Source organism: Caballeronia terrestris (assembly GCF_001544515.1).
In the GTDB taxonomy this organism is placed as follows: domain Bacteria; phylum Pseudomonadota; class Gammaproteobacteria; order Burkholderiales; family Burkholderiaceae; genus Caballeronia; species Caballeronia terrestris.
In genome coordinates this window covers 1-24,601 of the sequence record NZ_FCOL02000016.1, presented here as the reverse complement: position 1 = coordinate 24,601, position 24,601 = coordinate 1, and the positions used below count along the sequence as shown (strand labels likewise).

The following is a 24,601-nucleotide window of genomic DNA, read 5'->3' as shown; positions in this document are numbered from 1 at the left end:
TGCACGGCTTGTGCCGTCACGACTTTTTCCTGACGCGGCTTGCTCCCACGCTCATCCCGCGAAACAGACGACTGCGGTCGCGACTCGCGCTGCGCATTGGGCAGACGATCGCCGGACGAAGATTTTGGCGCCTTCGGTGCTTTCGTCGGCCCAACGCGCGATTGCGCGCCCACCCGCGGCTGCGCATCACCCGACGACACTTCACTTCTCGTAGATACTGACCGCGCCCGCCCAGCATCATCGCGATCAGACGCAACTGCTGGCGCAGCACCCCCCGCCGCAAACCGCCGCGCAGCGGCCTCTTTCTTGCTCAGCGCTTTATCACCACCAGAATCCGCCCGCGCCTCCCCCTCGCGCAGCAGACTTTCACGCAGCTTCTTCAACTGTTCCTGGGGCTCGGACTTGCCGGCATCGGCGGGGCGTTTGGAAACATTCGGCATAGCGTCGCATTATAATCCCCGCATGAATTCTCAAACCGACCTCCCCACCGTGCCGTCGCCGGTTGCAGCCGAACCGGACACGCCGAATCAGCACGCCCAGTTCGTCGAATGGATGCGCTCCGTCGCACCGTATATCCATGCGTTTCGCAACAAGACGTTCGTCGTCGCGTTCGGCGGCGAGCTGGTGCAGGAAGGCCGGCTCAACGCGCTCGTGCAGGACGTCGGCCTTTTGCACGCGATGGGCATCCACGTCGTCCTGGTGCACGGCTCGCGCCCGCAAGTCGAAGAGCAATTGAGCCTGCACGGCGTGGAATCGTCGTTTTCGCACGGCCTGCGCATCACCGATGCCCGCGCCCTCGAATCCGCGAAGGAAGCCGCCGGCGAAGTGCGCCTCGACATCGAGGCCGCCATTAGCCAGGGCTTGCCGAACACGCCGATGGCCCACGCGCACATCAGCGTCGTGTCGGGCAATTTCGTGACAGCGCGGCCGGTCGGCATCCTGGATGGCGTCGATTTCCAGCACACAGGCGTCGTGCGCAAGATCGACGGCGATTCGGTCCGCCATTCGCTCGCGAGCAACAAGCTCGTGCTGCTCTCCCCGCTCGGCTTCTCACCGACGGGCGAAGCGTTCAACCTGTCGATGGAAGATGTGGCCTCGGCGGCGGCGATCGCCCTGCGCGCCGACAAGATCATCTTCCTGACCGAAACGCCGGGTCTCGTCGACGAAAGCGGCGAGCTCGTGCGCGAAATGTCGCTTGACGACGCGTATCGCCTGCATGAAGGCGGCGAGCTGCAGGGCGACGCCGCGTTCTACCTGAAGCACACAATCCGCGCGTGCCGCGGCGGCGTGGCGCGGGCGCACATCATCCCTTACGCGCTCGACGGCAGCGTGCTCCTGGAACTCTTCCTGCACGACGGCGTCGGCACGATGATTTCGTACGAGAACCTCGAAAGCCTGCGCGAAGCGACGCCGGACGACGTCGGCGGCATTCTCACGCTGATCGAGCCGCTCGAATCCGACGGCACACTCGTGCGGCGCGGGCGTCACCAGATCGAACGCGACATCGACCACTTCTCGGTGATCGAGCACGATGGCGTGCTGTTCGGCTGCGCGGCGCTCTATCCGTACACGCAGGAGCGCATCGGCGAGATGGCGTGCCTGACGGTCGCGCCCGAGGCACAAGGCTCCGGCGACGGCGAGCGACTGCTGAAGCGAATCGAGCAGCGCGCGCGGGCACGCGGCCTGACGCACATTTTCGTGCTGACGACGCGCACTGAACACTGGTTTCTGAAACGCGGCTTCGTGAAGGTGACCGTCGACGATTTGCCGGAAGACCGGCGCCGTCTCTATAACTGGCAACGCAAGTCGCTCGTACTCAAAAAGCAGCTTTAACCGATTGCGGCCGTTCGCAAACTAAGACGAACGCTCGATACCCCGATACCGGATTAGGAGAAACACAAGATGGCTCGAATGATTCAATGCGCAAAGCTCGGCAAGGAAGCCGAAGGACTCGATTTTCCGCCGCTGCCGGGCGAGCTCGGCAAGCGGATTTACGAGACGGTATCGAAGGAAGCGTGGCAAGGATGGCTCAAGCAACAAACCATGCTGATCAATGAAAATCGTCTGAACATGGCCGATCCGCGCGCGCGTCAATATCTGCTCAAGCAAACGGAGAAGTATTTCTTCGGCGAAGGCGCAGATACCGCGCAAGGGTACGTCCCGCCGCAGGGCTGAATTTCGCACTCGGTTGCCATCGAAAACCGGTCCTTCAGGGCCGGTTTTTTTACGCCTTCGAGTGTTGTTAAGCAGATGCTCGCAAACGCCGTAATCGCCCGTCACACAAGGGATTCAAGACTTTTTGGCATATCCGCCGAAAGCCCGGGTTTGTGCTTCATCCGTCATCGTGGTATCATCTTCTTCTTTCGAACAGCAATTCACCATCATTCACGCATACGCACTCCGGCCAAGCAGTCGACCGGCACCCTGCGATTCGTGACAGTTTCATACAAAGAGGCGCGTCGGTTTTAGCTGCTTTTCAGCTTCACGCCGGCCTTTTTCGTTCCAAGCCCTCTTCATTCGACGTAGCGGCACGCCCGCGGCAGCTTCACAGTTCGCCGTCCGCTTTCGTCAATTCGCGCTGTTTTCATCGAGTGCACTTTCGCGACCCTCGCCGCGATCCATTGGCTTTGCTTTTTCACATGAATTTGCAACGCCCTGCCGGCGACCCGAGCGACGCCTGCTTTCCGGCACCGTCGCGAAACTGCACTTTGAAACGGCACTCCCGGCAACACGCGCTCGAACGAGCGCGCCGGTCGCGTCCCTCGCGGACCCCGGCATCGACACGGAGCATTCCCGCCTATGACCGCCTTACACGACGGCCTCTGGAGCAAACGCGACCAGCAACCATCCCTCGACATCGATGACATCACCATCGTCGACCAATCGCTTCTGAAACGCGCGGTCGGCGCGATGGCGATCGGCAACGCGATGGAATGGTTCGACTTCGGCGTCTACAGCTATATCGCCGTGACGCTCGGCAAGGTCTTCTTCCCGTCGAGCAATCCGACCGCGCAGTTGCTCGCCACTTTCGGCACGTTCGCCGCCGCGTTCCTCGTCCGCCCGCTCGGCGGCATGGTGTTCGGGCCGCTCGGCGACCGCATCGGCCGCAAGCGCGTGCTCGCGATGACCATGATCATGATGGCGATCGGCACGTTCTGTATCGGCCTGATCCCGAGCTACGCGACGATCGGCATCTTCGCGCCGATCCTCCTGCTCGTCGCGCGACTGCTGCAAGGCTTCTCGACCGGCGGCGAGTACGGCGGCGCGGCGACCTTCATCGCCGAATTCTCGCCGGACAAGAAGCGCGGTTTCATGGCGAGCTTTCTGGAATTCGGCACGCTCGTCGGCTACGTGCTCGGCGCCGGTGTGGTCGCAGTGCTGACGGCGACGCTCTCGCAGGAATCACTGCTGTCGTGGGGCTGGCGCATTCCGTTTCTGGTCGCCGGGCCGCTCGGGCTGATCGGGCTCTATATCCGGATGAAGCTCGAAGAAACGCCCGCGTTCCAGCGCGAAGCCGACAAGCGCGAATCCGAAGCGCATGCGACGCCCCAGCGCCAGTTCCGCGAAACGCTGATGCAGCAATGGAAGCCGCTTCTGCTGTGCGTCGGCCTCGTGCTGATCTTCAACGTGACCGACTACATGGCGCTCTCGTATCTGCCGAGCTACCTGTCGGCGACGCTCAAGTTCAACGAGACGCATGGTCTTTTTATCGTGCTCGTCGTGATGGTGCTGATGATGCCGATGACGCTCTTTGCGGGCCATCTCTCCGACAAGATCGGCCGCAAGCCGGTGATGCTCGCGGGCTGCGTCGGCTTGCTGGTGCTGTCGATTCCGGCGCTCCAACTGATTCGCATGGGCACGATCGTGCCGATTTTCAGCGGCATGCTGATCCTCGGTGTGATGCTGTCGTGTTTTACCGGCGTGATGCCGTCGACGCTGCCGGCGCTCTTTCCGACGAAGATCCGCTACGGCGCGCTCGCGATCGGCTTCAATGTATCGGTGTCGCTGTTCGGCGGGACGACGCCACTCGTGACCGCTTGGCTCGTCGACGCAACCGGCAATCTGATGATGCCCGCTTACTATCTGATGGGCGCGTCGGTGATCGGGATCGTGTCGGTGCTCGCGCTGCACGAGACTGCTCGCAAGCCACTGAAGGGCTCGCCGCCTGCCGTCGCGACGCGCGCGGAAGCGCATGCCGCGTTGCGCGGTTCGCGCGTCGCAGCCGAAATGGACGACGAGCGTTTGCCTGAGGGCACGGTCCGCGCGTAAGCGTTTTGTTTTCGATGAAAGCCGGCTACTACGCCGGCTTTTTTTGCTTTTTAGTCGAGCAGAGGGACGATGCGAGCGTCGATTTTTCCGCCGCCGATGGTCAGCACGCCGAGCGTGACCGGCAACGTGAAGCGGCGCGGCCCCGCGCTGCCCGGGTTGACGAACAGCACGTCACCGCGTCGCTCGACGAGTGGCTTGTGCGAATGCCCCGTCACGACGACGTCGATGCCGGCGAGATCGCGCGGCACGTCGGCGATGTCATGGACGACGAAGATCGTCGCACCGCCGACGGTGAGCGTCGTCGATTCGGGGAGTTCGTCAATGCGTGGACCGGAGTCGTTATTGCCGCGCACGACGGTGAGCGGCGCGAGTTCGGCGAGCGCATCGAGGACGGCTGGGCGGCAGATGTCGCCTGCATGGATGATCTGCGCGCAGCCTTCAAGTGCCGCGAGCGCCTCGGGACGCACAAGATTGTGCGTATCGGAGATCAAGCCGATGCGGATTGCTGGGGACATGATCCTTCGAGCCAAGAGTACGTCATCTCATTATTGCAGGATTCGCAAGGATGATTCGTCGGATGCGCGGTTAAATATTTTTAATCCCCTACTTACAATGTAATCACTGGCTGCGAACAACGGTGTTCACAGCAAAGAAAAACCATCTGGAGGTAGTTGATCATGAAATCGCTCATTCAAGCCGTCGTCGTTGCCGCTGTTCTCGCTGCTCCTGTCGCTTCGTTTGCTCAGTCGAACGCTCCGCTGAGCCGTGCGCAAGTTCGCGCCGAACTCGTCCAGCTCGAAAAGGCAGGCTACAACCCGAACGCCAGCGATCCGGCGTACCCGGCCGACATTCAGGCAGCGCAAGCGCGCGTCGTCGCGCAGAACGACGCGACGCAAACGAGCTATGGCGCTTCGATCAATGGATCGGCGCAGTCGGGCAAGGTTGCCTCGCCGGTGTCGCAAGGGATTTACGTTGGTCAGTAAGCAGGAGCGTCGTGCGGATGGAGGTATCGTCCGCGGCTTTTTAAAACCGGCCCGGTTGCGGCATTTGTCGCGACCGGGTCGGTTTTGTATTTGAAAGAACCTCCGTCGCCGGAATCCCGGCGGCTTTGCCCAGTTCTCGTCGGACACTGGGCTCTTTTTATGTTGATCGCACGGCGAAGCGGTCGCGGTTGAAAACCACCGAACCACCCGTCCCGACTGGCTCCGCGCGGCCCGGCGGCGTTTTGCCGCGCCGACGCGCAATGGTAGAATCGCGTCCGCCCTGCCGGGGTGATGAAATTGGTAAACATAGCGGACTTAAAATCCGCCGCCTAACGGCTTGCCGGTTCAAGTCCGGTCCCCGGCACCATAGACAGGTTTCGCACAAGATCGAGGCCGCGACCCGGAATCTGTCGTGTACATTTCGTACCACTTCATTCGTCCCGCCCGGGACACATCATCGAACACGAGAGCCGCATGACCACTCGATTGCCAATCGTCGCTCTTTCCGCATTGCTCCTTGCGATCACGACCGGCTGCACGAGCGCCTACAAGAATGCCGGCGTCTGCAAGCAAAAGATGATCGCGACGTATCCGGATTCCGAGCCGCCTTTGTCGTTCGATAGAACCGGCGTGGCCCACAAGGGATCGCGTGTGGTAGTCGAGGCAACCTACGGCGCCACGGCCAAGTCGCTCGAGACTAAACCTGTGAAAAACGGCGAGATCAAGACCGTGAAGGCGACTCGAGTGAAACTTCCGGCCGCTGTCGAATGCACGTTCCGGGGCGAAACCCTCGATACCTTCCGATGGCTCGCGCCGGAAAAATTCGCGCGCGTGTACGACGCCGTTCCGGAAGGCGGTCAGGAATAAGGGCGGCGCGATCCGCTTAAACCGCCCTCAGCAACCGCTCGGCGTCTCTCACGGCATCGAATAGCGCTTCGATCGCCGTATCGCGATCGAGCAGGCAAACGTGCTCGATGTTGAACGGCAGCGCCTCGACGTCGATGAACCGCACCGTGCCTTCGAAGCAGGCGCGGCCCCGTCCGGTGCGGACCGAAGCGATGTACTGCGGGGTGATGTAAAGCGCAACGGGCGTCATGGCGGCCTCCGAAGCCTGGGACTTCATCGTGCCCAAAGTTTAGGCAAGTCGACCGCGTGCGAGCACCCCCGTCGCGTGGGGAACGCCACCCCCGATTCGCGGACGAGCCTTCTGCAAGACCCAAGCGTCTCCAGTATGATCGGCGGCTCGGCTATCAGGCCGTCAGTGCCCCTTCCCCGCCGTCACTCGATCCCGACATGCCCTCATCCTCGCCGGCACCGCACCACCATCCACACTACTCGCGCGCCACGCTGTGGCTGCTCGCCACGATCGCGGGGGTATCGGTTGCGAACATCTACTTTAACCAGCCGCTGCTCGAAGACTTTCGCGCGTCGTTTCCCGAGAGCGCGTGGCTGATCGGCGCGGTGCCGGCGGCGACGCAACTCGGCTACGCGCTCGGGATGTTTTTCCTGGCTCCGCTCGGCGACCGCTTCGACCGGCGCCTCCTGATCCTGCTGCAACTCGCGGCGCTCGCCATCGCGCTCGTCGGGGCGGCCGGCGCACCCACCCTCGCCGTGCTGATCGCGGCGAGCCTCACGATCGGCGTCGTTGCGACGATCGCGCAGCAGGCCGTGCCGTTTTCCGCCGAACTCGCGCCGGCCGCCGAACGCGGCCACGCCGTCGGCACGGTGATGAGCGGACTTCTGCTCGGCATCCTGCTCGCGCGCACGGTGTCGGGGGTCGTCGCGCAGTACTTCGGCTGGCGGGCGGTGTTCGGGGCGTCCGTCGTGGCGACGATCCTGCTTGCGGTGGTCGTCATCTCGCGCTTGCCGAAGAGCCGGCCGACCTCGACGCTGCCCTACGGCAAGCTGCTGGTGTCGATGTGGCATCTCGTCGTCGAGCATCCGGGGCTTCGCGAGGCGTCACTCACGGGCGGCGCGATGTTCGCGGCGTTCAGCATCTTCTGGTCGGTGCTCACGCTATTGCTCGCGGGCGAGCCCTTCCACATGGGGCCGCAGGCGGCGGGGCTGTTCGGGATCGTCGGCGCGGCGGGCGCGCTCGCGGCGCCGCTCGCGGGCAAGACCGCCGACAAGCGCGGACCGCGCGCGGTCATCTCGCTGTCGATCGCGTTGGTCGCGGTGTCGTTCGTGGTGTTCGCGTTCTCGGGACGGAGCATCGCGGGGCTCGTGATCGGCGTGATCGTGCTCGATGTCGGCGTGCAGGCCGCGCAGATCTCGAACCAGACGCGCATCTACGCCCTGGCGCCCGAAGCGCGCAGCCGCGTGAACACGGTCTACATGGTCGCGTATTTCATCGGCGGGGCGGCGGGGTCGGCGGTGGCGTCGCTGGCGTGGCACGCGTTCGGATGGACGGGCGTATGTGTCGCGGGGCTGGCCGCGGTCGGGCTCGCTGCGTTGAGCCACCGGCGTGGGCGAGTGGGGGCGGCGTCGCAGCTTGGATGACCGTCAGGCCCGCTCTCGCGCGTAAGTATGCAATGCGTCGATCACGCGATCAAACTCAAGCGACTTATCGAAGAAATGCTGTACGCCGTATTGCAGACAGCGCTTGCGATACGCAGGCAGCGCGTGATTCGTCAGCACAGCGGCAAACGATGAATTCACGAGTCCTTTTTCCTGCAGATAAGCCAGCACCTCGACGCCCGACCCACGCTTGAGTTGCAGGTCGACGATCACCGCATCGAACGATTCCGACGTCAGCAACGCAATGGCGTCATCGGGCGAATCGGCGAAAGCGGTCACGCGCAACTGGCCGGACGCATCGATCGCCTCGACGAGGCTGCGCCGGATCAGCGGCGAGTCCTCGATCAGAAGCACCCGCAGCGGCCGCCTGGGCGCGCCGGAACCTGCGTCGTCGATGATCGTCTGATTGCCCACGGCGGGCGCCTCCTGATAGCCGATCCGTTGTCCCCGCTCTTCCACGCCGCGCGCCCCGTCGCCGCTACTCGATCAGGCCGTTCTTGATCGCGTAGTACGTGAGGTCGGCGTTGTTCGACAGCCGCATCTTCTCAAGCACCCGCGCCCGATACGTGCTGACTGTCTTCACCGACAGATGCAGCTCCTCCGCGATCTCGGTCGGAATGCGTCCACCCGCGAGCTTGCAGAAGATCTGGAATTCGCGTTCCGAGAGCGCCTCGTGCGGACGCTCGGACGCGGGTTTTTCGAGCTTGTCGGCGAGCGCATCGGCGATGAATTCCGACAGATACCGATGCCCGCGCGCCACCGTGCGGATCGCGCGCACGATCTCGTCGGGCGCCGCGTCCTTGTTCAGATAGCCGTTGGCGCCCGCGCGCAGCAGGTTGATCGCGTACTGGCTCTCCGGAAAGCCCGAGAGCATCAGCACGCCCTGCTCCGGCCGCAACTGCTTGATGACGCGCAACGTATCGATGCCGTTCTTGTCCGGCATCGCGATGTCGAGCAAGACGACGTCGAACGCTTCGGCGCGCACGAGCGCGATCGTTTCGTCGCCGGTGGACGCTTCCGCCGCGACTTCCATGTCGGGTTCGTCCGCGACGAACTGCTTGAACCCGCTTCGGACAATCGCGTGATCGTCCGCTATCAGCACTCGAATCATCGGCGGCATCCGCGCGGCACACGCATCCCGAAGCGCGCGCGGCCTTCAGCCATTGCGGCCTTCGAGCAGGTCGGCCATGTCGTCGGCGTGCTCTTCTTCGACCGCCAGGATGTCCTCGAACATGCGGCGCGTCGTCACGTCCTTGTCGCCGAGATAGCGAATGATCTCTCGATAGGTATCGATGGCGATGCGCTCGGCGATCAGGTTCTCGCGGATCATGTCGATCAGGTTCGCGCCTTCCTTGTACTCGGAGTGCGAGCGCGACTTGAGGCTGTCCGGCGCAAAGTTCGGCTCGCCGCCTAACTGGACGATGCGCTCGGCGATCGTATCGGCGTGTTCCTGCTCCTCGGCCGCGTGTTCACCGAACTCGGTGGCGACCGCTTCCGAATGGATGCCCTTCGCCATGAAATAGTGACGCTTGTAGCGCAGCACGCAGACGATTTCGGTCGCGAGCGAATCGTTCAGCAGCTTCAACACGACTTCGCGATCGGCGCCATAGGTCGACGTGACCGCGCCTTCATCCATGTGCTGACGCGCTTCGGCACGAATTTTTTCGACATCCAGGACAAACGCGTCCTTCGAATGGCCCGGTTCAGCCTTTACAGCAGACGATTTCGACATTTAGATGCTCCTCGAAAGGGATTGATGTGTGGCGGTGTTCAAGCAGCGGTTGTGTTCGCGCTCAATCTTTGCCACTCAAGCATGCGGCGTGCCCGGACTTCCCCGGACTCGCAAAGTCAGGTCCGAACGACACCGAGCAGCAACGTGACCGCGAAAACCACGAGAAAAATGTAGAACAGGATCTTGGCGATTTCTGCCGCGCCCGCCGCGATGCCGGTGAAGCCGAACACGGCGGCGATGATCGCGATGACGAAGAAAACGGCGGCGTAATGCAGCATGGCGGCTCTCCTTATGCCTCATGGTCCGGGACCGGTCACCGCCGGCCCCGTCCAGATGAATTCCGGCCAGCGAGTGCCGCTAATCCACGACTTTTTTCGTGATGACGAATCCGAGCACGAGGAACACCACGCACAGGATCAGGAACAACACGAACAAGAACTTGGCGATGCTCGCAGCGCCCGCCGCGATGCCGGTAAAGCCCAGAAGGCCAGCGACCACGGCCACGATCGCGAAAAACAATGCCCACTTCAACATGATCGACCCCGCTTAAAGTTTGTCTGCCCAGTCCATGTTAGTAGGGCCTGAGGCGCAATACACTCGGGCAGGCGCCTTTTTTGCTGTGGGAATCGACTGACACGCGCTTTCAACCCGCCTGACGCCGTCTCTCCCGCGTCGGAAGCGGCTACCAAGCGAATTACTACAAACGACCGATCGACATGACCAAGGCAATGGCAGCCGCCTCCGCGCAGAACGCGCCAATCAAAAAGAGCGCAAACCCAGGCCGCGCGACGCGCCTCAACGATTTCATGCGCCGCTGGAGCTGGGCCGTCGCGATGACGGTAGCGATCGTCATTACGGTAGGCGGCCTCGTCATCCTGGAATCGGGGCGCATGCGCATCGCCTCCGAGTACGAAGTCGCGCTCGACGCGAAAGGCGCGACCACGCAACTGACCGCGCTCGCCGCCGACGTCGCCACCCTCACCGCCGACGAGCGCGCGTACGTCCTCGCGCCGCCGTCCACGCGCGCGCCCTACGCGGAGCATTTCCGGCAAGCGGCAACGCGCATCCGTCAGACGATCGCCTCGCTCGACGGCTACTATCACCGCAAGGCCGACGACACCGCGCTCGCGAGCTTCGCGCAGGTGAGCGGCGCGGTCGATACGCAGATCGCCGCCGGTCTAGCAACGCTCTCCGGCCCCACGGACACGATCGATCAGGCCCGCGCGCTTGCCTTGAAGCCCCCGGAAGGCGGCGACATCCTCGATACGACGCTCGCCCTCTTGCGCCTGAACGAAGAGCGCCGCGCGCAGCACGCGCTCGATTCAAGCCGCGCCGACCAGCGAATCTCGACGTTTTGCGTCGGTGCGCTGTGTGCGCTCAACATCGTGCTGTTCCTGCTGTTGTTTCGCAATCTCGGCATCCAGCTCGACAAGCAGGATCGCGTTCAGAAGAAGCTGATCACGCAGCAGGAAGAACTCGATCAGCTCGTCTTCGAGCGCACACGCCAGCTCGAAGCGCTCGCGTGGCATTTGCAATCGGTGAGCGAAAACGAGAAGACCGAACTCGCGCGCGAACTGCACGACGAACTCGGCTCGATTCTCACTGCGAGCAAGATGGACGTCGCGTGGGTCAACAACAAACTGCGGCAAAGCGAACCGGCGATGGTCGAAAAGCTTTCGCGCGCGCTGGCGAACCTCGATCAGGGGATTGCGCTCAAGCGGCGCATCATCGAGGACATGCGCCCGACCGTGCTCGCCAACTTCGGGCTCGTCACCGCGCTGCGCACCCTCGCCGACGAAGCCGCGCAGCGCAACGGCTGGACGCTCGAACTCGCGCTGCCGGAGAACGACGTGAAGCTCGGCGGCGACATAGAGATCGCGCTCTTTCGCGTGGCGCAGGAATCGCTCACGAACGCGGCGAAGTACGCGCGGGCGACGAGCATCGCGATCGCGCTGACGCTCGACGACGAACGCGTGTCGCTCAGCATCGCGGATGACGGCGTCGGCATTCTCCCGCAGGATTTGAAGCGCACGCACACGCATGGGCTGCTTGGCATGCGCCAGCGCGTGAGCGCGCGCGGCGGGCGCATCGAGATCGAACCGCGCGAGCCGCACGGCACGAGCATCCGCGCGACGATGCCGCGCGAGCGCAGCACCGACCTTAGCGCCGCGATCTTTCCAGTCGCCTAGTACTACTGTGTTAACAACTATTCAGTTCTCCGCCCGCAGCACGGACACCGGTCAAGACGGGCAAGCAATGCGGCAGCAAGCTCCAATCGCAGCGTTGCGATCGAATCCGGCACATGGCGCTGCTTACGCAGGGGCGCCCCGGGGCCGGAAGCCTTCGGGTAAGGAAGGGACTTCGCAGGGTAACCGATAAGCTGGAGTTTTTTTTTGCCCGTCCAGGCGTTCGGTGACGAGAAAGCCATAGGCCGCTATGCACAGGGTCGCGTGGTGATGAAAGCCGCGCCAACTGCGTCCCTCGAAATGGCCCAAGCCGAGTTCCTGCTTGAGTTCCTGATAATCGCGCTCGATGCGCCAGCGCAGTTTTGCGAGTCGCACGAGTTCCTTGATTGCCGTTTCAGCCGGCAATGTGCTCAGGAAGTACTTGGTCGGTTCGACTTCGCCCTTGGGCCACTCGATGAGCAACCATTGCTCGTCGGAGGGCCCGCCTGGCCGTGCTGCTCGCGAGGCGCAATGCACTCGTGTGGCCGCAAAACGCGACGACAACGTTCGGTTGGTTCCTTCACGCCATTTAACGGTGCGAAAGCGCCGCGACGGCAATTGCATGGCCAACTCTTTAGCTTGCAGCGGCGGCTGAGCTGGCGACTGCATGCTGACCGTCCCGGTCACCCCAACTACATAAGTGAAGCCCATCATCGTGAGTTGTTCGCGGAACTCGGTGCTCGCCCCGTAACCGGCGTCGGCCAGAACCAGTTCGGGCAGCGATTTCACTTTGCCGATGTTCTCAAGCAGTTGTAGGGCGAGCATCGGCTTGGTGACGAACTCAAGCGCCTCGGGCACTTTGGCATGGCTACGCCTTTCCCGGTCATCGGCCCAGCTTTGCGGCAAATACAATTGGTAGCGCACTGGCAAGCTAAAGTGTTCATTCGCTACCGAGACGCTGACCGCGATTTGGCAGTTGTCTTGCTTGCCCAGTTGGCCGCAGTACTGCCGCGCGACCCCGACCGAGTGCTTACCCTTCTTGGGAAAGCCGGTATCGTCAATAATCAGCGCCTCGGGCGCACCCGCGCGCCGGCTGATTCGCTCAAGGGCATAACTGCTCACCGCATCAAGCACCGCTTCGTCCGACCATGGCGCGTCAGCCACAAAGTGATGCAGCCGTTGGTGTTCCGAGCGCACCCGGCTCGGCGATAAATGCGCCGCCATAGGCTCGACGCTCTTACGCTTAACCGGCAGCATCAACCCGGTGCAGTAGCCACGAAACGGTTCGACACGGTCGGCGTGCCCAAGCGTCTGTGCAATCAGCGACACGTATTCCTCAAACCGCTCCCTTGGGATTTCCATCGCCTTCCTCACAGGTCACTTGAAGATAAGCGAATAATGCCTTATTTTTAACACAGTAGTACTAGGCGCTTGTCACGTAGGACGGCGCCGACATGATTAGCGGACGCGGCCGACAAGAAAAACGCAGCCGCGCCTACAGCCTGAGCACGATGGTTTTTTTATGATGGTCTCGACCGGTAGTCGATCCGGGCTGATCCAACACGATGCGCGACCCGATTCCAAACACGCATCTAACTTCAAAGGGGAATACTCATGACTCGACTCATCGCTTTGCTGCTGATCGCTGGCACCGCTGCACTCGCGGGCTGCAACACGGTCTCCGGCGCGGGCCAGGACATCTCGAAGGGCGGTAAAGCCATCACGAACTCGGCCGAGCAGAACAAGTAAGAACGCGCTTGGACCTGCTGATACCTTGATGCCGTGAGTTTCCTGTCAGCCCGTCGCTTCTAGCGGCGGGTTTTTTTCGTGCCGCTATTTCGTGCATGCGAAATCGGCGGACTTTGCTTTTGGCAAAGTCCGCCGATTTTTTTTTAGCTAGCGCGTGATGCTTACTGCGTATCGGGCAACTCGATCGCCGGGGTCTGCGTGTTGCCGCCCTGCGCGACCAGCAAGCGGATCTTGTTCGGGATCACTTGCGAGAGCGCGTTGCCGGCGGGCAGCGTCGTGACGAGCCAGTCCGCGTTGTTGACGAGATCGAACGAGCCGGACGTGTACACCGGCGTCTTCGATCCCGGCAGAGTCGCGATCAGCTGATACGTGCCGCCGGAGACGTAGATCGAGTCCTGCGTCGTGGCCGGCACGGCGTTCTTGAACGCGACGCCAGCCATCGTCGAGCTGACGGTTGCGATGTTCGTCCCCGGTGCCACGAGATAGAGGTCGAGGTTCTGCGCATTCGCCGAAGCATTGAAGCCCCGTACGCGCGCGCTGCCCGAAAGCAGGCCCTTGTCGAACGGATCATCGATGACGGCGATCGACGGCAGGAAGCCCGCATCCGGCAACGCGATCACGGTGTATTCGTGACCCTTCGCGGCGTTCGTGATGCTGGCGTCGGAGGCGAGTTGGGTCGTCGTGTTGATGGCGGAGTAAGAGAAAGTCTGCGCGCCCGTGTTGATGGTGGCGAAATTCGTGACGGTCTTGTAGGCGAGGTTCGCTTGCAGGACCTTGCCGTTGTTATAGAAGTCGACGTTCGGTGCGCTCGGGATCGCGTGAATGAAGTGGACTTCTGGCGGCGTGAGGCCGAGTTCCTTGCCGACATCGTCGGAACTTCCGCCGCATGCGCTCAGGATCGATGCGACGGCAGCAAGCGCTGCAGCTGTGCGGATGAGTTTCATGTTTTCACCTTTATTATCGATTGGATGGTGTGCGGGAGCCCGCTTTTTTACCCGTGGGCGCGGGTTATGGATGGCGCCGGGGGGTGCCTCGCTTGAGCAAGCGATGTGCCGTTCTTGGGGTTCTGCTGCGCTGCCCTTGCCGCTTCGGCTCTTTGCGCAAGGCTTGCAGTGGGTTTAGAACGTGCGCTCTATGGAACAGATGGGTCGTTCGTTTAGATGCCTTTGCGCCTCAGCGGTGCAACTTCTTACACCCTGTTTCCATGACTTGCTGCTAACTTCTCTTGGGCATACTTGGACTGCCATATCCTTGCTGGCTGACTTGGATCCGCCCTTCAAAACACTGCTGCGACCCGATTCGGGCTTCTAGTGCCGAGATAATTCGAAGCGCAGTATATTGCCCCGATCCCTTAGTATGACTACCGCAGTGCCGAGTCATGGCAATCACCGAAGTTGTGCCTCGCTTGAGGACAAGCGCCTATGTCACCTGCGTCCTAAAAACAGTGCCATCGACCGGTAACGAACCCGGCATCCTGAAATCAGGCTCACGCAATGCAAAACACACCTACAGGATACGGAAGCTCATTCTTCCGCGTTCTGGCATCGGAAACGCTCAACACGACTGCCAGCTCGATCCTGATGATCGCCATGCCGCTGATTGCGATTACAACCCTCCACGCCAACGCAGCGGAAGTTGGAATCCTCGCGGCATCGGGCACCGCAGCTCCTTTGCTGCTCGGGCTTTCCGCCGGTGCGCTGGCTGAGCAATGGGACCGGAAAGCGACTTTGCTCTGGTGCGGTCTAGTGCGGTTGATCATCGTTGGATCAGTGCCCATTCTTATATATTTTGAGCAGTTGAGCATCGCGCTGCTGTGTCTGATCAGTTTCGGACTCTCAGGCGTCAAACTGCTATTTGATAGCGTAATCGCTGCGGTCATTCCGACGATCGTGCATCGCAAGGATCTGACTAAGGCGAATAGCTGGTTCGAGGCAATCACCTCGACGGCGACCGCTCTCGGTCCTGCAATCGCAGGCGGGCTTGTCCAAGCGGTGTCGGCGGCCTCGGTGTTCGTACTGAACGCGGTGATCTACCTGTTCAGCACCATATGTCTTAAAGGCGTCTCATTGCCCTCAGTTTCGCCAGCGACCAATGATGAACACTCGCACCTTTCTGACATAGGCGCTGGCATTCGGCTTCTTTGGAAAAATGAAATCCAGCGGTATATCGCAATCGCCGCAGGCATATTCAATCTCTTTCACACGGCATTTTTCACGGTGCTCACTTTCTTTGCGCTAAAGCAGCTTGAATTCAGCGCCGCGATGTTCGGGGCCGTGGTGTCCGTCGTCGGCGTATTCGGCTTGCTCGGTGCGATGTGCGCGCCGATGCTCGTCAAGACGCTAGGTCGACGCACCACGCTGTAGGTTCATTGTTGGTCATCGGACCGCTAGGTATTCCCATCCTGTTGGCGGAGGGACTTCCTTTTCCGTATCGGGCCACGGTGATTGCAGCCAGCATCGCAGCATGGGACTTCGCGATCGTCGTACACGTCATCGTCGAGCAGACTCTGCGGCAGACGATGATTGAAAATCGTCACTTGTCTCGCGTCACCGCGACAGTGAGGTTCGTGAGTTGGGGTGCCGACCCGATAGGCGCACTGCTCGGAGGACTCGCGGCCAGTTCGTTTTTGGGGGCGAAGGGCACGCTGTTTTTTTGCCTGATCGGACTCACCGCGTCCGGCGCACTGCTCTTGCTTTCCAAAGGAATTAGGCAACTAAGCCCTGAAGATTTGGGCTCGGACGCGGATGTGGAAATGGTCGAGAAGATATAGCCAATCCCGTACTGGGAAGAACAATACGGCGCGTTGGTGGCGGATTCGGGGTTTGGATTTTCAGCACGGTAACCCAACCCAGCGCGCCCACCTTAAACGAACCCCCTCCTCCGAGAATCAAACCAAAACGACAATCCAACGCTAAGCAAGATAATGACCGTCGCGATGACGGTCCAGCGCGTGATGACTTCCCCGAGCAGCAGCGCGCCCAATGCCACAGCCACGACCGGATTTACATACATGCAACTGCTGGCGATGATCGGACTGGTATGTCGAATGAGATACCCATAGGCGACATAAGCCGCCATCGTCCCGATCAGCATCAGATAGAGAAACGAAGCCGCCGGCACCAGTCCGATACTCGCGATCCGCTCGCCGGAAAACCACGCGACCATCGTCGAAATGGTGCCGCCGAGTCCGATCTGCAGCGCGGTCGAAACGAAGAGATCGGACGGCAGCTTTAGCCGCCCGGCGAGATGCGCGCCGCCGGCCCAAAAAATCGCGCCGCAGAGAATCGCGAGCGATCCAGCCGTCGACCCCGCCGACGTATCGCCGTGATTGAGGAGCGCGATGCCAACGAGTCCCAGCCCAACCGCGACCCACTCCCCCTTCGCGATACTGCGCCCGGTGAACGCCGCGATGATCGTCGCAAAGAGCGGAACCGTCGCGACCATCACGGCGGCAGTGCCGGTCTCGACCGTGCGCATCCCGAACGCGAGCATCCCGCTCGAAAGCCCGACGAGCAGCGTCCCGACGATCGCCGCATTGCGGATCTCGGCGCCGGTAGGCCAGATCGGCTTCTTGCGCGCCGCGAAAATGAAGAGGCCGATGCCGGCAAAAAGGTTACGCAACCCCGACAGCATCAACGGCGGAAAAGACTCGAGGGAAAGATGCACGGCCATATACGTCGAGCCCCAGACGATATAGACGACAGCGAGCGCGAGCGCGACGCGTCCCTTCTGAGTCTGCGGGAGTCGAAACGGAAACCGGTCGGGGAAATTGAACGGCAGGCTGGGCGGAAACTTCGGCGACGGGAGAGCAGACATTCAACGCTCCGCAGCGGCCGGAAATGCACAAGCGCCGCAACGAGGGCAACGCACGGGGAAACGCGCATGCCGCAGGGGCGTCGCGGCAAGACGGGTAAGGCAGGACAACATGATGGAGCACAGAGCACAGAAGGGAGTTCGGCCGGAAAACCGGGCCGCCGCGCGTACGGGAAAGTACTGAAAACGCGGCGTCCGACATTATGCAGTAAGCGCTGTACGCACGCCGCCGGAGTGTCACAAAAGGTTGCCAAGACGCCACGGCGCGGTGTAACGTAGCGGCTGCTAACGCGGGGGTCCTGCGTCGTGCATCGCAATCCGTGAACTTGGATTGCCCGCACGCCGTGGGTGAGAAATACCCTTTGAACCTGATCTGGATAATGCCAGCGCAGGGAAGCGTTCGGGTTTCACCGCGCCGGGGTCCTTCCACTCACGCAAGCCAGAAACCCGCAACTCCTTCCGTCTCGTTCCTCCCTGTTTAGCTCCTGAATCAGTCGCCGCCGGGCGTTGTCGCGTCCATCGGTTGGCTGGATAAAACCGTCCCCAGGAGAGACAGCACATGAATGCCAACCCGAAGTTCCTGTCCGCCGATGCCGTCGTCGACGCGGCCGCCGTCGCCCCGTTGCCGAATTCGCGCAAGGTCTACGTGACCGGCTCGCAACCCGACATCCGCGTGCCGATGCGCGAAATCACCCAGTCCGACACGCCCGACAGCTTCGGCGGCGAGAAAAATCCGCCGGTCTACGTCTACGACACCTCGGGCCCGTATACCGATCCCGACGCGACCATCGACATCCGCTCGGGCCTCCCGGCACTCCGCGCCCGCTGGATCGAAGCGCGCGGCGACACCGAGAGCCTGACGGGCCTCTCGAGCGATTTCGGCCGGGAGCGCGCCGCCGATCCCGCCACCGTCGAGTTGCGCTTTCCCGGCCTGCATCGTACGCCACGCCGCGCGGTCGCGGGCAAGAACGTCTCGCAGATGCACTACGCGCGCCAGGGCATCGTCACGCCGGAGATGGAATACATCGCGATCCGCGAGAACCAGCGCCGCGCCGAGTATCTCGAAAGCCTGAAGACGAGTGGCCCGAACGGCGAAAAGCTCGCAAAGATGATGGGCCGCCAGCATCCCGGCCAGGCGTTCGGCGCGACCGCGTTCGGCCCCGACGCGCTGCAGGCGATCACGCCCGAGTTCGTGCGCGAGGAAGTGGCGCGCGGCCGCGCGATCATCCCGGCGAACATCAATCACCCGGAATCGGAGCCGATGATCATCGGCCGCAACTTCCTCGTGAAGATCAACGCGAACATCGGCAATTCGGCGGTGACCTCCTCCATCGGCGAGGAAGTCGACAAGATGACCTGGGCGATCCGCTGGGGCGGCGATACGGTCATGGATCTCTCGACCGGCAAGCATATTCACGAGACGCGCGAGTGGATCATCCGCAACTCGCCGGTGCCGATCGGCACGGTGCCGATCTACCAGGCGCTCGAAAAGGTCAACGGCAAGGCCGAGGACCTGACCTGGGAAATCTTCCGCGACACGCTGATCGAACAGGCGGAGCAAGGCGTCGATTACTTCACGATCCACGCCGGCGTTCGTCTGCAATACGTGCCGCTGACGGCGAACCGCATGACGGGCATCGTCTCGCGGGGCGGCTCGATCATGGCGAAGTGGTGTCTCGCGCATCACAAGGAGAGCTTCCTCTACGAGCATTTCGAGGACATCTGCGAAATCATGAAAGCCTACGACGTCAGCTTCTCGCTCGGCGACGGCCTGCGTCCCGGCTCGATCTACGACGCCAACGACGAAGCGCAACTCGGCGAGTTGAAGACGCTCGGCGAACTCACGCAGATCGCGTGGAAGCATGACGTGCAGGTGATGATCGAAGGCCCCGGCCACGTGCCGATGCAGCTCATCAAGGAGAACATGGACCTGCAGCTCGAATGGTGCGACGAAGCGCCCTTCTACACGCTCGGGCCGCTCACGACCGACATCGCGCCCGGCTACGACCACATCACGTCGGGCATCGGAGCGGCGATGATCGGCTGGTTCGGCACGGCGATGCTCTGCTACGTGACGCCGAAGGAGCATCTGGGCCTGCCGAACAAGGACGACGTGAAGACCGGCATCATCACGTACAAGCTCGCCGCGCACGCCGCCGATCTGGCGAAGGGTCATCCGGGCGCGCAGGTGCGGGACAACGCGCTCTCGAAGGCGCGCTTCGAGTTCCGCTGGGAGGACCAGTTCAACCTCGGCCTCGATCCGGACAAGGCGCGCGAATTCCACGACGAAACGTTGCCGAAGGATTCTGCGAAGGTCGCGCATTTCTGTTCGATGTGCGGCCCGCACTTCTGCTCGATGAAGATCACGCAGGATGTGCGCGACTATGCGGCCAAGCAAGGCGTCACCGATACGGAGGCGCTCGAGCAAGGCATGCAGACGAAGGCGATCGAGTTCGTGAAGAGGGGCGCGGAGATTTATCAGCGGACTTGACGCTTCGGTTGCTCGCTGAAGAAATTTACAACGCAAGCTGACAAAACGGCCTGTCGCGCATCGTGCGCGACAGGCCGTTTCTTTCGGCGCGAACGCCCGTGCACAAAGCGCTCCACGGTTCATTCGTAATCTGGCACTTTTCCTGCTTCATCTAGGATGAATCGGCAATAACCTTCCGTCGCTGCAACGCTCCTAAAACGATCAGCCGCTCAAGCGGCGAGCCCGGCCCGGCGCCCGATGGACACCTAAGCCGCTTCAGCCAGGCCGTACCACTTCATCACGTAATGGAGAGTCAAAATGAAAAATATCAGACAGATCAGCGCTGCCGCACTCGTTGTCGCACTGCTCGGCGGCCTCAGTGCCTGCGACAGCATGACCACGCGGCAACGCGATACCGCGGTCGGCGCGGGCGTCGGCGGCGTGGCGGGGGCGGCGATCGGCGGCAGTGCGCTTTCGACGCTCGGTGGCGCGGCGGTCGGCGGGGTGATCGGGAACCAGGTCGGCAAGTAGGCCTTCGGGGTAATTCGGGGTAACAAAGCGGATCGCGCGGGGTCGCACGATCCGCGCTATCTTTAAAACACATCGACCAATCCGAACTCAGCCGCGAGCCGCCACGCTTTTCCTCAAGCCGCCGACGTTGCGCCAAGCTCTTTTCGCCGACCGTTCGATGCCTCGCACGAACACAGCACGATAGAAGGCAGTTGCACGAAAGGAGCAGCATCATGAATCCGAAACTCACGCTGACGGCTCTCGGGGGCGTCGCGCTGCTGAGCGGATGTTATTACGTCGGCTATCCGGCCTATCCCGCTTATCCATCTTATCCAGTAGTCGGTGCGGCTTATACGCAGAGGGAGTTCGCGGTAGGCACGCAGGAAGCTTCGTCGACCGTGGTCTCGTCCTACACGACTGCGCCCGTCAGCGCGCAGTATCCGGTCGCGCAACCGCCCGTGACCTACGCGACGTATCCGGGTTACTACCCTGCGTATCCCTACCCTGCTTACCCGGCTTATCCCTATGCGCCTTACCCCGCGTATTACGGATACGGCTATCCGTCGATCTCGGTCGGCTTCGGTTACTGGGGCGGCGGCGGCTGTTGCTGGGGCGGACACGGCTGGCACGGCGGCGGCGGAGGCTGGCACGGCGGTGGGGGCGGCAACTGGCACGGTGGCGGTTCGGGACACAGTCACTAGCGTCCTGACCTTTACAAAAATTTGGCGTTTTACTGCCAGCGTTTCGTTTCTGTAACGTTTTTTCGCTGATGTGCGAAAAGCGCGGATGGCCACACTCGCTGTGACCGCCGCCCTATCCTTTTCCGACAAGGCTCCGCCGATTTCCGCCTGCGTTCAGGCACGATTTTCGCTATGTGTTCTTCCTCACAATGCCGATAAGGCGACGGGCTATTCCCCGAGCGCTAAAGCGGCACCAACCAGCCTGAGGGGACGGAGATGATGGCCTTTGCGTTTTTCCTGCTGTGGATGATCGCTTCCCTTGGCTTGCTGACGGTCTGGGTATTTCGTGGCGCGCCTGCCACTGAGCGCGATACGCCTGAGACGGCGAAGACCTGATTATCGGCGTTGAAACAAAGCGCACCCACGCATCCGGCGTACATGAAAAAGCCGTCCCGGCAAACCCGGAACGGCTTTTTCGACACTATCAGCCAAAAATCAACGGCCTAAGCCGTCACCCCTTCGCCGCCTCATCCATCTCATCGAAAATCTTCTGCGCCAGATGAAACGCGGAGTTCGCCGCCGGCACGCCACAGTAAATCGCTGTCTGCATCAGCACTTCCTTCATCTCGTCGCGCGAGACGCCGTTGTTCTTCGCCGCCCGCAGATGCAGCGCCAGTTCCTCGCCGCGATTCAACGCGACCATCATCGCGATCGTCAGAAGACTGCGTGTATGACGCGGCAAACCCGGCCGCGTCCAGATCTCGCCCCACGCATAGCGCGTGATCAGGTTCTGGAACTCCGTCGTGAGGTCCGTGCGGTTCGCGAGCGAGCGGTCCACGTGCGCATCGCCCAGCACCGCGCGGCGCACTTCCAGGCCCGCGTCGTAACGTTCGTCTTCGGTCATGCCTGTTCTCCCAGGAATTGCAGCACGGTGCGGGTGTAATCCGACGATTTCTCGATGTTCGACAAATGCGCTGCGTCGAGCTCCACGTAGCGCGACCCTTCTATATAGCCGGCCAGTTCGCGGCCCTGCTCCGCTGTCGTCGATAGATCGTGCGTGCCGGCGATCACCAGCACCGGCGCCTTGATCGTCTTCGCTTCGCCGCGCAGGTCGGCGTCGCGGATCGCTTCGCAATTCGATGCGTAGCCGTCGCCCGAGGTGTGGCGGAACACGTCGCGGATCGGCGCGAGCACGAGCGGCTGGCTTTCGATGAACCCCGCCGTGAACCAGCGCGGGATGACAGCGTCGGTCAGCGAGACCATGCCGTGGACCTCGCGCGCCTTCGCGGCACGCGGCGTCCAGACGGCGTCCGAGCCGATCAGCGCCGCCGTGTTCGACAGCACCACGCGCTCGAAGCGCTCCGGATGGCGCGCGGCCAGCCCGACGCCGGTCAGCCCGCCCATCGACAGCCCGCAATAGTGCGCGCGCTTGATCTTCAGGACGTCCATCAGGCCGATCACGTCGCCGATCAGCTGGTCGATCGTGTATGGGCCCTGCGGCGCGTCGGAGTGGCCGTGGCCGCGCGTGTCGTAGCGCAGCACGCGATATTTTTTTGCAAACGCCTCGACTTGCGGCGACCACATCGACATGTCGCTGCCGAGCGAGTTGGACAGCACGAGCCACGGGGCGTCGTCGCCCGCGTCGGCGTCGATGCGATAGTAAATATGGATACCGTTGACGGCGGCGAGAGGCATGGGCGTTTCGCTCCTGATTGGGTTGTCGCGAGGATCACGCGTTCGCGTGATGAAGCTCGAGCGCGGCATCGATGAATGCCTGCGCGCAACCGGCGTAATTCGCCGGATCGAGCAAGTGTTGCAACTGATCGGTTGATAGATGCTGGTTGACGGTGGGCTCGGAAGAGAGCACGTCGAAGAGGGTCCGGCCGCTTGCCACGGCCTCCTTCGACGATTTCTCGACCAGCTTGTGCGCATCCAGCCGGCCGATCCGGTCGCCGAGCGCGAGCATGACGGCCTCGCCGAGCACGAGTCCGCGCGTCGCGTTGAGATTCGCGGTGAGCCGTTCGGTGTTCACTTCGATGTCCGGCACGATCGACTTGATCTGCGCGAGCGCGCCCGCGGTCAGGCGCGCGAGGTCGGGCAACGCTTCCCACTCGGCCTGCCAGCCGCCGAGCGCGCGCTCGTGCTCCTGCACCATGCCCGCAAAAATCGTCGCGACCAGGTTGGGCGCGCGCGTCGCGGCCGTCAGCACCGCCGCGCAGCCGACCGGGTTGCGTTTGTGCGGCATCGTCGAAGAGCCGCCCTTGCCCGCCGCCGCCGGTTCCGCGAGCTCGCCGACTTCGGTCTGCATCGACAGCGAGATGTCGCGCGCGATCTTGCCGAGCGTACCGGTCAGCATGCCAAGACACGCCGCCGCTTCTGCGATGCGGTCGCGCTGCGTATGCCACGGCAAAGCGGGGAGCGCGAGGCCAAGTTCGTCGGCGAGCGTTTGCGCGACTGGCTGCGCCTTGTCGCGCAGGCTCGCGAGCGTGCCCGCCGCGCCGCCGAACTGGAGCGCGAGCGCGCGCGAACGCAGCGTCGAAAGACGCTCGCGATGCCGCGTCAGCGCGTCGAGCCATTGCGCGAACTTGAGGCCGAGCGTGACTGGCAGCGCCTGCTGCAGCCACGTCCGGCCGATCATCGGCGTGACGCGGTGCTTCCTCGCCTGGTCGGCGAGCGCGGCGCAGAGGTCGCGCAGATCGGCATCGATCAGGTCGAGCGTCGCGCGCAATTGCAGGACCGCGCCCGTATCGATGATGTCCTGGCTCGTCGCGCCCCAGTGCACATATTTGGCGGCTTCGGGGTCGGCGGCCTTGACCACGGCCGTCAGTAGCTTGACGAGCGGAATCGCGAGGTTGCCGCCTTGCGCCGCGCCCGCCATCAGCGCGTGAGCGTCGATGTTGTCGGCGTTGCAGGCGGCTTCGATTGCGCCGACCGCCGCGTCCGGAATCACGCCGTGCGCCGCCGAGGCCCGCGCGAGCGCGGCCTCGACGTCGAGCATCGCCTGCACGTTCTGGCGCGGCGACCAGACGGCGTTCGCCGCTTCGGTACCGCAGATGAGGTCGGTCAGGCGTCCGGTGGCGGCGAACATGGCTTCAGACACGTTCGATCGCGATCGCGATGCCCTGCCCCACGCCGATGCACATCGTGCAGAGCGCGAAGCGGCCGCCGGTGCGTTGAAGCTGGTAGCTCGCGGTCGTGACGAGGCGCGCGCCGCTCATGCCGAGCGGGTGGCCGAGTGCGATCGCGCCGCCGTTCGGGTTGACGCGGGGATCGTCGTCGGCGACGCCGAGCATGCGCAGCACGGCCAGTCCTTGCGACGCGAACGCTTCGTTCAGCTCGATCACGTCAAACTGGTCGATCGTCATGTTCAGGCGCTTCAGAAGTTTCTGAGTCGCGGGCGCCGGGCCGATGCCCATCACGCGCGGCGGCACGCCGGCCGTCGCAAGACCCAGAATCCGGGCGCGCGGCACGAGCCCGAAACGCTTCGCGCTGTCTTCATCGGCGATCAGGAGCGCGGCTGCGCCGTCGTTCACGCCCGACGCGTTGCCCGCCGTCACGCTGCCGTCCGGGCGCACGACGCCCTTCAGCTTCGCCAGCGCCTCGATGCTCGTCTCGCGCGGATGCTCGTCCTGCGACACGACGATCGGATCGCCCTTCTTCTGCGCGATCGTCACCGCGACGATTTCCTGCGCGAACGTGCCGTCGGCCTTCGC

27 protein-coding genes, 1 tRNA gene and 1 riboswitch are annotated in these 24,601 nt (G+C 62.7%); of the genes, 14 read left to right on the top strand and 14 right to left on the bottom strand.

Features of this window, described 5'->3' with window-relative positions:
* Window positions 1-462: 462 nt before the first annotated feature.
* The 3 genes from argA to proP all read left to right on the top strand — a co-directional run bounded on the left by argA (window position 463) and on the right by proP (window position 4,269).
* Window positions 463-1,833: an amino-acid N-acetyltransferase gene (gene argA, locus AWB67_RS15515; protein ID WP_087657140.1), complete on the top strand. Its 1,371-nt coding sequence runs from the start codon at window positions 463-465 to the stop codon at window positions 1,831-1,833.
* 69 nt (window positions 1,834-1,902) lie between these two features.
* The gene (locus AWB67_RS15510) at window positions 1,903-2,175 is read left to right on the top strand and encodes an oxidative damage protection protein (RefSeq protein ID WP_087657139.1); all 273 of its coding nucleotides are present in this window, start codon (window positions 1,903-1,905) and stop codon (window positions 2,173-2,175) included.
* A 624-nt stretch (window positions 2,176-2,799) separates the two neighbouring features.
* The gene (proP, locus tag AWB67_RS15505; RefSeq protein ID WP_087657138.1) at window positions 2,800-4,269 is read left to right on the top strand and encodes a glycine betaine/L-proline transporter ProP; all 1,470 of its coding nucleotides are present in this window, start codon (window positions 2,800-2,802) and stop codon (window positions 4,267-4,269) included.
* Window positions 4,270-4,319: 50 nt separating this feature from the next.
* Here proP and AWB67_RS15500 read toward each other — a convergent pair whose 3' ends face one another.
* A complete protein-coding gene (locus AWB67_RS15500; RefSeq protein ID WP_087657137.1) occupies window positions 4,320-4,784 on the bottom strand; it encodes a metallophosphoesterase family protein in 465 nt (154 codons plus the stop codon).
* Window positions 4,785-4,946: 162 nt separating this feature from the next.
* On the opposite strand from AWB67_RS15500, the gene AWB67_RS15495 reads away from it, so the two are divergent.
* From AWB67_RS15495 to AWB67_RS15485, 3 genes are all read left to right on the top strand, one after another.
* Window positions 4,947-5,252: a DUF4148 domain-containing protein gene (locus AWB67_RS15495; protein ID WP_087657136.1), complete on the top strand. Its 306-nt coding sequence runs from the start codon at window positions 4,947-4,949 to the stop codon at window positions 5,250-5,252.
* 282 nt (window positions 5,253-5,534) lie between these two features.
* Window positions 5,535-5,619 (top strand) — tRNA-Leu (locus tag AWB67_RS15490).
* Between the two features lie 107 nt (window positions 5,620-5,726).
* Window positions 5,727-6,119, top strand: a complete 393-nt coding sequence (locus AWB67_RS15485; protein ID WP_087657135.1) for a hypothetical protein — start codon at window positions 5,727-5,729, stop codon at window positions 6,117-6,119.
* A 16-nt stretch (window positions 6,120-6,135) separates the two neighbouring features.
* Here AWB67_RS15485 and AWB67_RS15480 read toward each other — a convergent pair whose 3' ends face one another.
* Window positions 6,136-6,348 carry a hypothetical protein gene (locus AWB67_RS15480; RefSeq protein ID WP_087657134.1) on the bottom strand — a complete coding sequence of 71 codons (213 nt, stop codon included), beginning with the start codon at window positions 6,346-6,348 and terminating at the stop codon, window positions 6,136-6,138.
* A 197-nt stretch (window positions 6,349-6,545) separates the two neighbouring features.
* Between AWB67_RS15480 and AWB67_RS15475 the strand changes: the two genes are divergently transcribed.
* Complete coding sequence (locus AWB67_RS15475; RefSeq protein ID WP_087657133.1) at window positions 6,546-7,751, top strand: MFS transporter; 1,206 nt, start codon at window positions 6,546-6,548, stop codon at window positions 7,749-7,751.
* Window positions 7,752-7,754: 3 nt separating this feature from the next.
* On the opposite strand, the gene AWB67_RS15470 is transcribed toward AWB67_RS15475, so the two are convergent.
* From AWB67_RS15470 to AWB67_RS15450, 5 genes are all read right to left on the bottom strand, one after another.
* Window positions 7,755-8,183 (bottom strand): response regulator, encoded by a 429-nt coding sequence (locus AWB67_RS15470; protein WP_087657232.1) that lies wholly within the window; start codon window positions 8,181-8,183, stop codon window positions 7,755-7,757.
* 64 nt (window positions 8,184-8,247) lie between these two features.
* The gene (locus AWB67_RS15465; RefSeq protein WP_087657231.1) at window positions 8,248-8,880 is read right to left on the bottom strand and encodes a response regulator; all 633 of its coding nucleotides are present in this window, start codon (window positions 8,878-8,880) and stop codon (window positions 8,248-8,250) included.
* A 45-nt stretch (window positions 8,881-8,925) separates the two neighbouring features.
* Complete coding sequence (locus AWB67_RS15460) at window positions 8,926-9,501, bottom strand: ferritin-like domain-containing protein (RefSeq protein ID WP_087657132.1); 576 nt, start codon at window positions 9,499-9,501, stop codon at window positions 8,926-8,928.
* 116 nt (window positions 9,502-9,617) lie between these two features.
* Window positions 9,618-9,779, bottom strand: coding sequence for a DUF1328 domain-containing protein (locus AWB67_RS15455; protein ID WP_087657131.1), 162 nt, complete (start codon window positions 9,777-9,779; stop codon window positions 9,618-9,620).
* A gap of 79 nt (window positions 9,780-9,858) precedes the next feature.
* Window positions 9,859-10,035, bottom strand: coding sequence for a DUF1328 domain-containing protein (locus AWB67_RS15450; protein WP_087657130.1), 177 nt, complete (start codon window positions 10,033-10,035; stop codon window positions 9,859-9,861).
* Between the two features lie 182 nt (window positions 10,036-10,217).
* Here AWB67_RS15450 and AWB67_RS15445 point away from each other — a divergent pair, with 182 nt between their 5' ends.
* Entirely contained in the window at window positions 10,218-11,690 is a 1,473-nt protein-coding gene (locus tag AWB67_RS15445) for a sensor histidine kinase (protein WP_235025181.1), read from the top strand.
* A 123-nt stretch (window positions 11,691-11,813) separates the two neighbouring features.
* Here the strand turns inward: AWB67_RS15445 and AWB67_RS15440 are convergent, their stop codons facing one another.
* Window positions 11,814-13,028 carry an IS701 family transposase gene (locus AWB67_RS15440; RefSeq protein ID WP_087657129.1) on the bottom strand — a complete coding sequence of 405 codons (1,215 nt, stop codon included), beginning with the start codon at window positions 13,026-13,028 and terminating at the stop codon, window positions 11,814-11,816.
* A 252-nt stretch (window positions 13,029-13,280) separates the two neighbouring features.
* On the opposite strand from AWB67_RS15440, the gene AWB67_RS15435 reads away from it, so the two are divergent.
* Window positions 13,281-13,415: an entericidin A/B family lipoprotein gene (locus tag AWB67_RS15435; RefSeq protein WP_087657128.1), complete on the top strand. Its 135-nt coding sequence runs from the start codon at window positions 13,281-13,283 to the stop codon at window positions 13,413-13,415.
* Between the two features lie 161 nt (window positions 13,416-13,576).
* On the opposite strand, the gene AWB67_RS15430 is transcribed toward AWB67_RS15435, so the two are convergent.
* Window positions 13,577-14,359, bottom strand: a complete 783-nt coding sequence (locus AWB67_RS15430; protein WP_087657127.1) for a DUF4397 domain-containing protein — start codon at window positions 14,357-14,359, stop codon at window positions 13,577-13,579.
* 549 nt (window positions 14,360-14,908) lie between these two features.
* Between AWB67_RS15430 and AWB67_RS15425 the strand changes: the two genes are divergently transcribed.
* Window positions 14,909-15,778 carry an MFS transporter gene (locus AWB67_RS15425; RefSeq protein ID WP_087657126.1) on the top strand — a complete coding sequence of 290 codons (870 nt, stop codon included), beginning with the start codon at window positions 14,909-14,911 and terminating at the stop codon, window positions 15,776-15,778.
* 8 nt (window positions 15,779-15,786) lie between these two features.
* Window positions 15,787-16,185, top strand: a complete 399-nt coding sequence (locus tag AWB67_RS15420) for an MFS transporter (protein WP_143328408.1) — start codon at window positions 15,787-15,789, stop codon at window positions 16,183-16,185.
* 92 nt (window positions 16,186-16,277) lie between these two features.
* Here AWB67_RS15420 and AWB67_RS15415 read toward each other — a convergent pair whose 3' ends face one another.
* Window positions 16,278-17,231 carry an EamA family transporter gene (locus AWB67_RS15415; protein WP_087657124.1) on the bottom strand — a complete coding sequence of 318 codons (954 nt, stop codon included), beginning with the start codon at window positions 17,229-17,231 and terminating at the stop codon, window positions 16,278-16,280.
* Between the two features lie 279 nt (window positions 17,232-17,510).
* A riboswitch (TPP riboswitch) is annotated at window positions 17,511-17,641 on the top strand.
* A 146-nt stretch (window positions 17,642-17,787) separates the two neighbouring features.
* Here AWB67_RS15415 and thiC point away from each other — a divergent pair.
* The 3 genes from thiC (at window position 17,788) to AWB67_RS40805 (ending at window position 20,909) form a co-directional block, all read left to right on the top strand.
* A complete protein-coding gene (thiC, locus tag AWB67_RS15410; RefSeq protein ID WP_087657123.1) occupies window positions 17,788-19,719 on the top strand; it encodes a phosphomethylpyrimidine synthase ThiC in 1,932 nt (643 codons plus the stop codon).
* 297 nt (window positions 19,720-20,016) lie between these two features.
* Window positions 20,017-20,229, top strand: coding sequence for a YMGG-like glycine zipper-containing protein (locus AWB67_RS15405; protein ID WP_087657122.1), 213 nt, complete (start codon window positions 20,017-20,019; stop codon window positions 20,227-20,229).
* 212 nt (window positions 20,230-20,441) lie between these two features.
* A complete protein-coding gene (locus tag AWB67_RS40805) occupies window positions 20,442-20,909 on the top strand; it encodes a hypothetical protein (protein WP_159964853.1) in 468 nt (155 codons plus the stop codon).
* Window positions 20,910-21,399: 490 nt separating this feature from the next.
* On the opposite strand, the gene pcaC is transcribed toward AWB67_RS40805, so the two are convergent.
* The 4 genes from pcaC to AWB67_RS15385 form a co-directional block, all read right to left on the bottom strand.
* On the bottom strand, window positions 21,400-21,792 hold the full coding sequence (pcaC, locus tag AWB67_RS15400; protein WP_087657121.1) for a 4-carboxymuconolactone decarboxylase: 393 nt from the start codon (window positions 21,790-21,792) through the stop codon (window positions 21,400-21,402).
* On the bottom strand, window positions 21,789-22,583 hold the full coding sequence (pcaD, locus tag AWB67_RS15395; RefSeq protein ID WP_087657120.1) for a 3-oxoadipate enol-lactonase: 795 nt from the start codon (window positions 22,581-22,583) through the stop codon (window positions 21,789-21,791). The genes pcaC and pcaD overlap by 4 nt, the downstream gene beginning before the upstream one ends.
* 34 nt (window positions 22,584-22,617) lie before the next feature.
* The gene (locus tag AWB67_RS15390) at window positions 22,618-23,976 is read right to left on the bottom strand and encodes a 3-carboxy-cis,cis-muconate cycloisomerase (protein WP_087657119.1); all 1,359 of its coding nucleotides are present in this window, start codon (window positions 23,974-23,976) and stop codon (window positions 22,618-22,620) included.
* A gap of 4 nt (window positions 23,977-23,980) precedes the next feature.
* The coding region (locus AWB67_RS15385) for an acetyl-CoA C-acyltransferase (protein WP_125477604.1) at window positions 23,981-24,601 on the bottom strand (621 nt) is incomplete at its 5' end.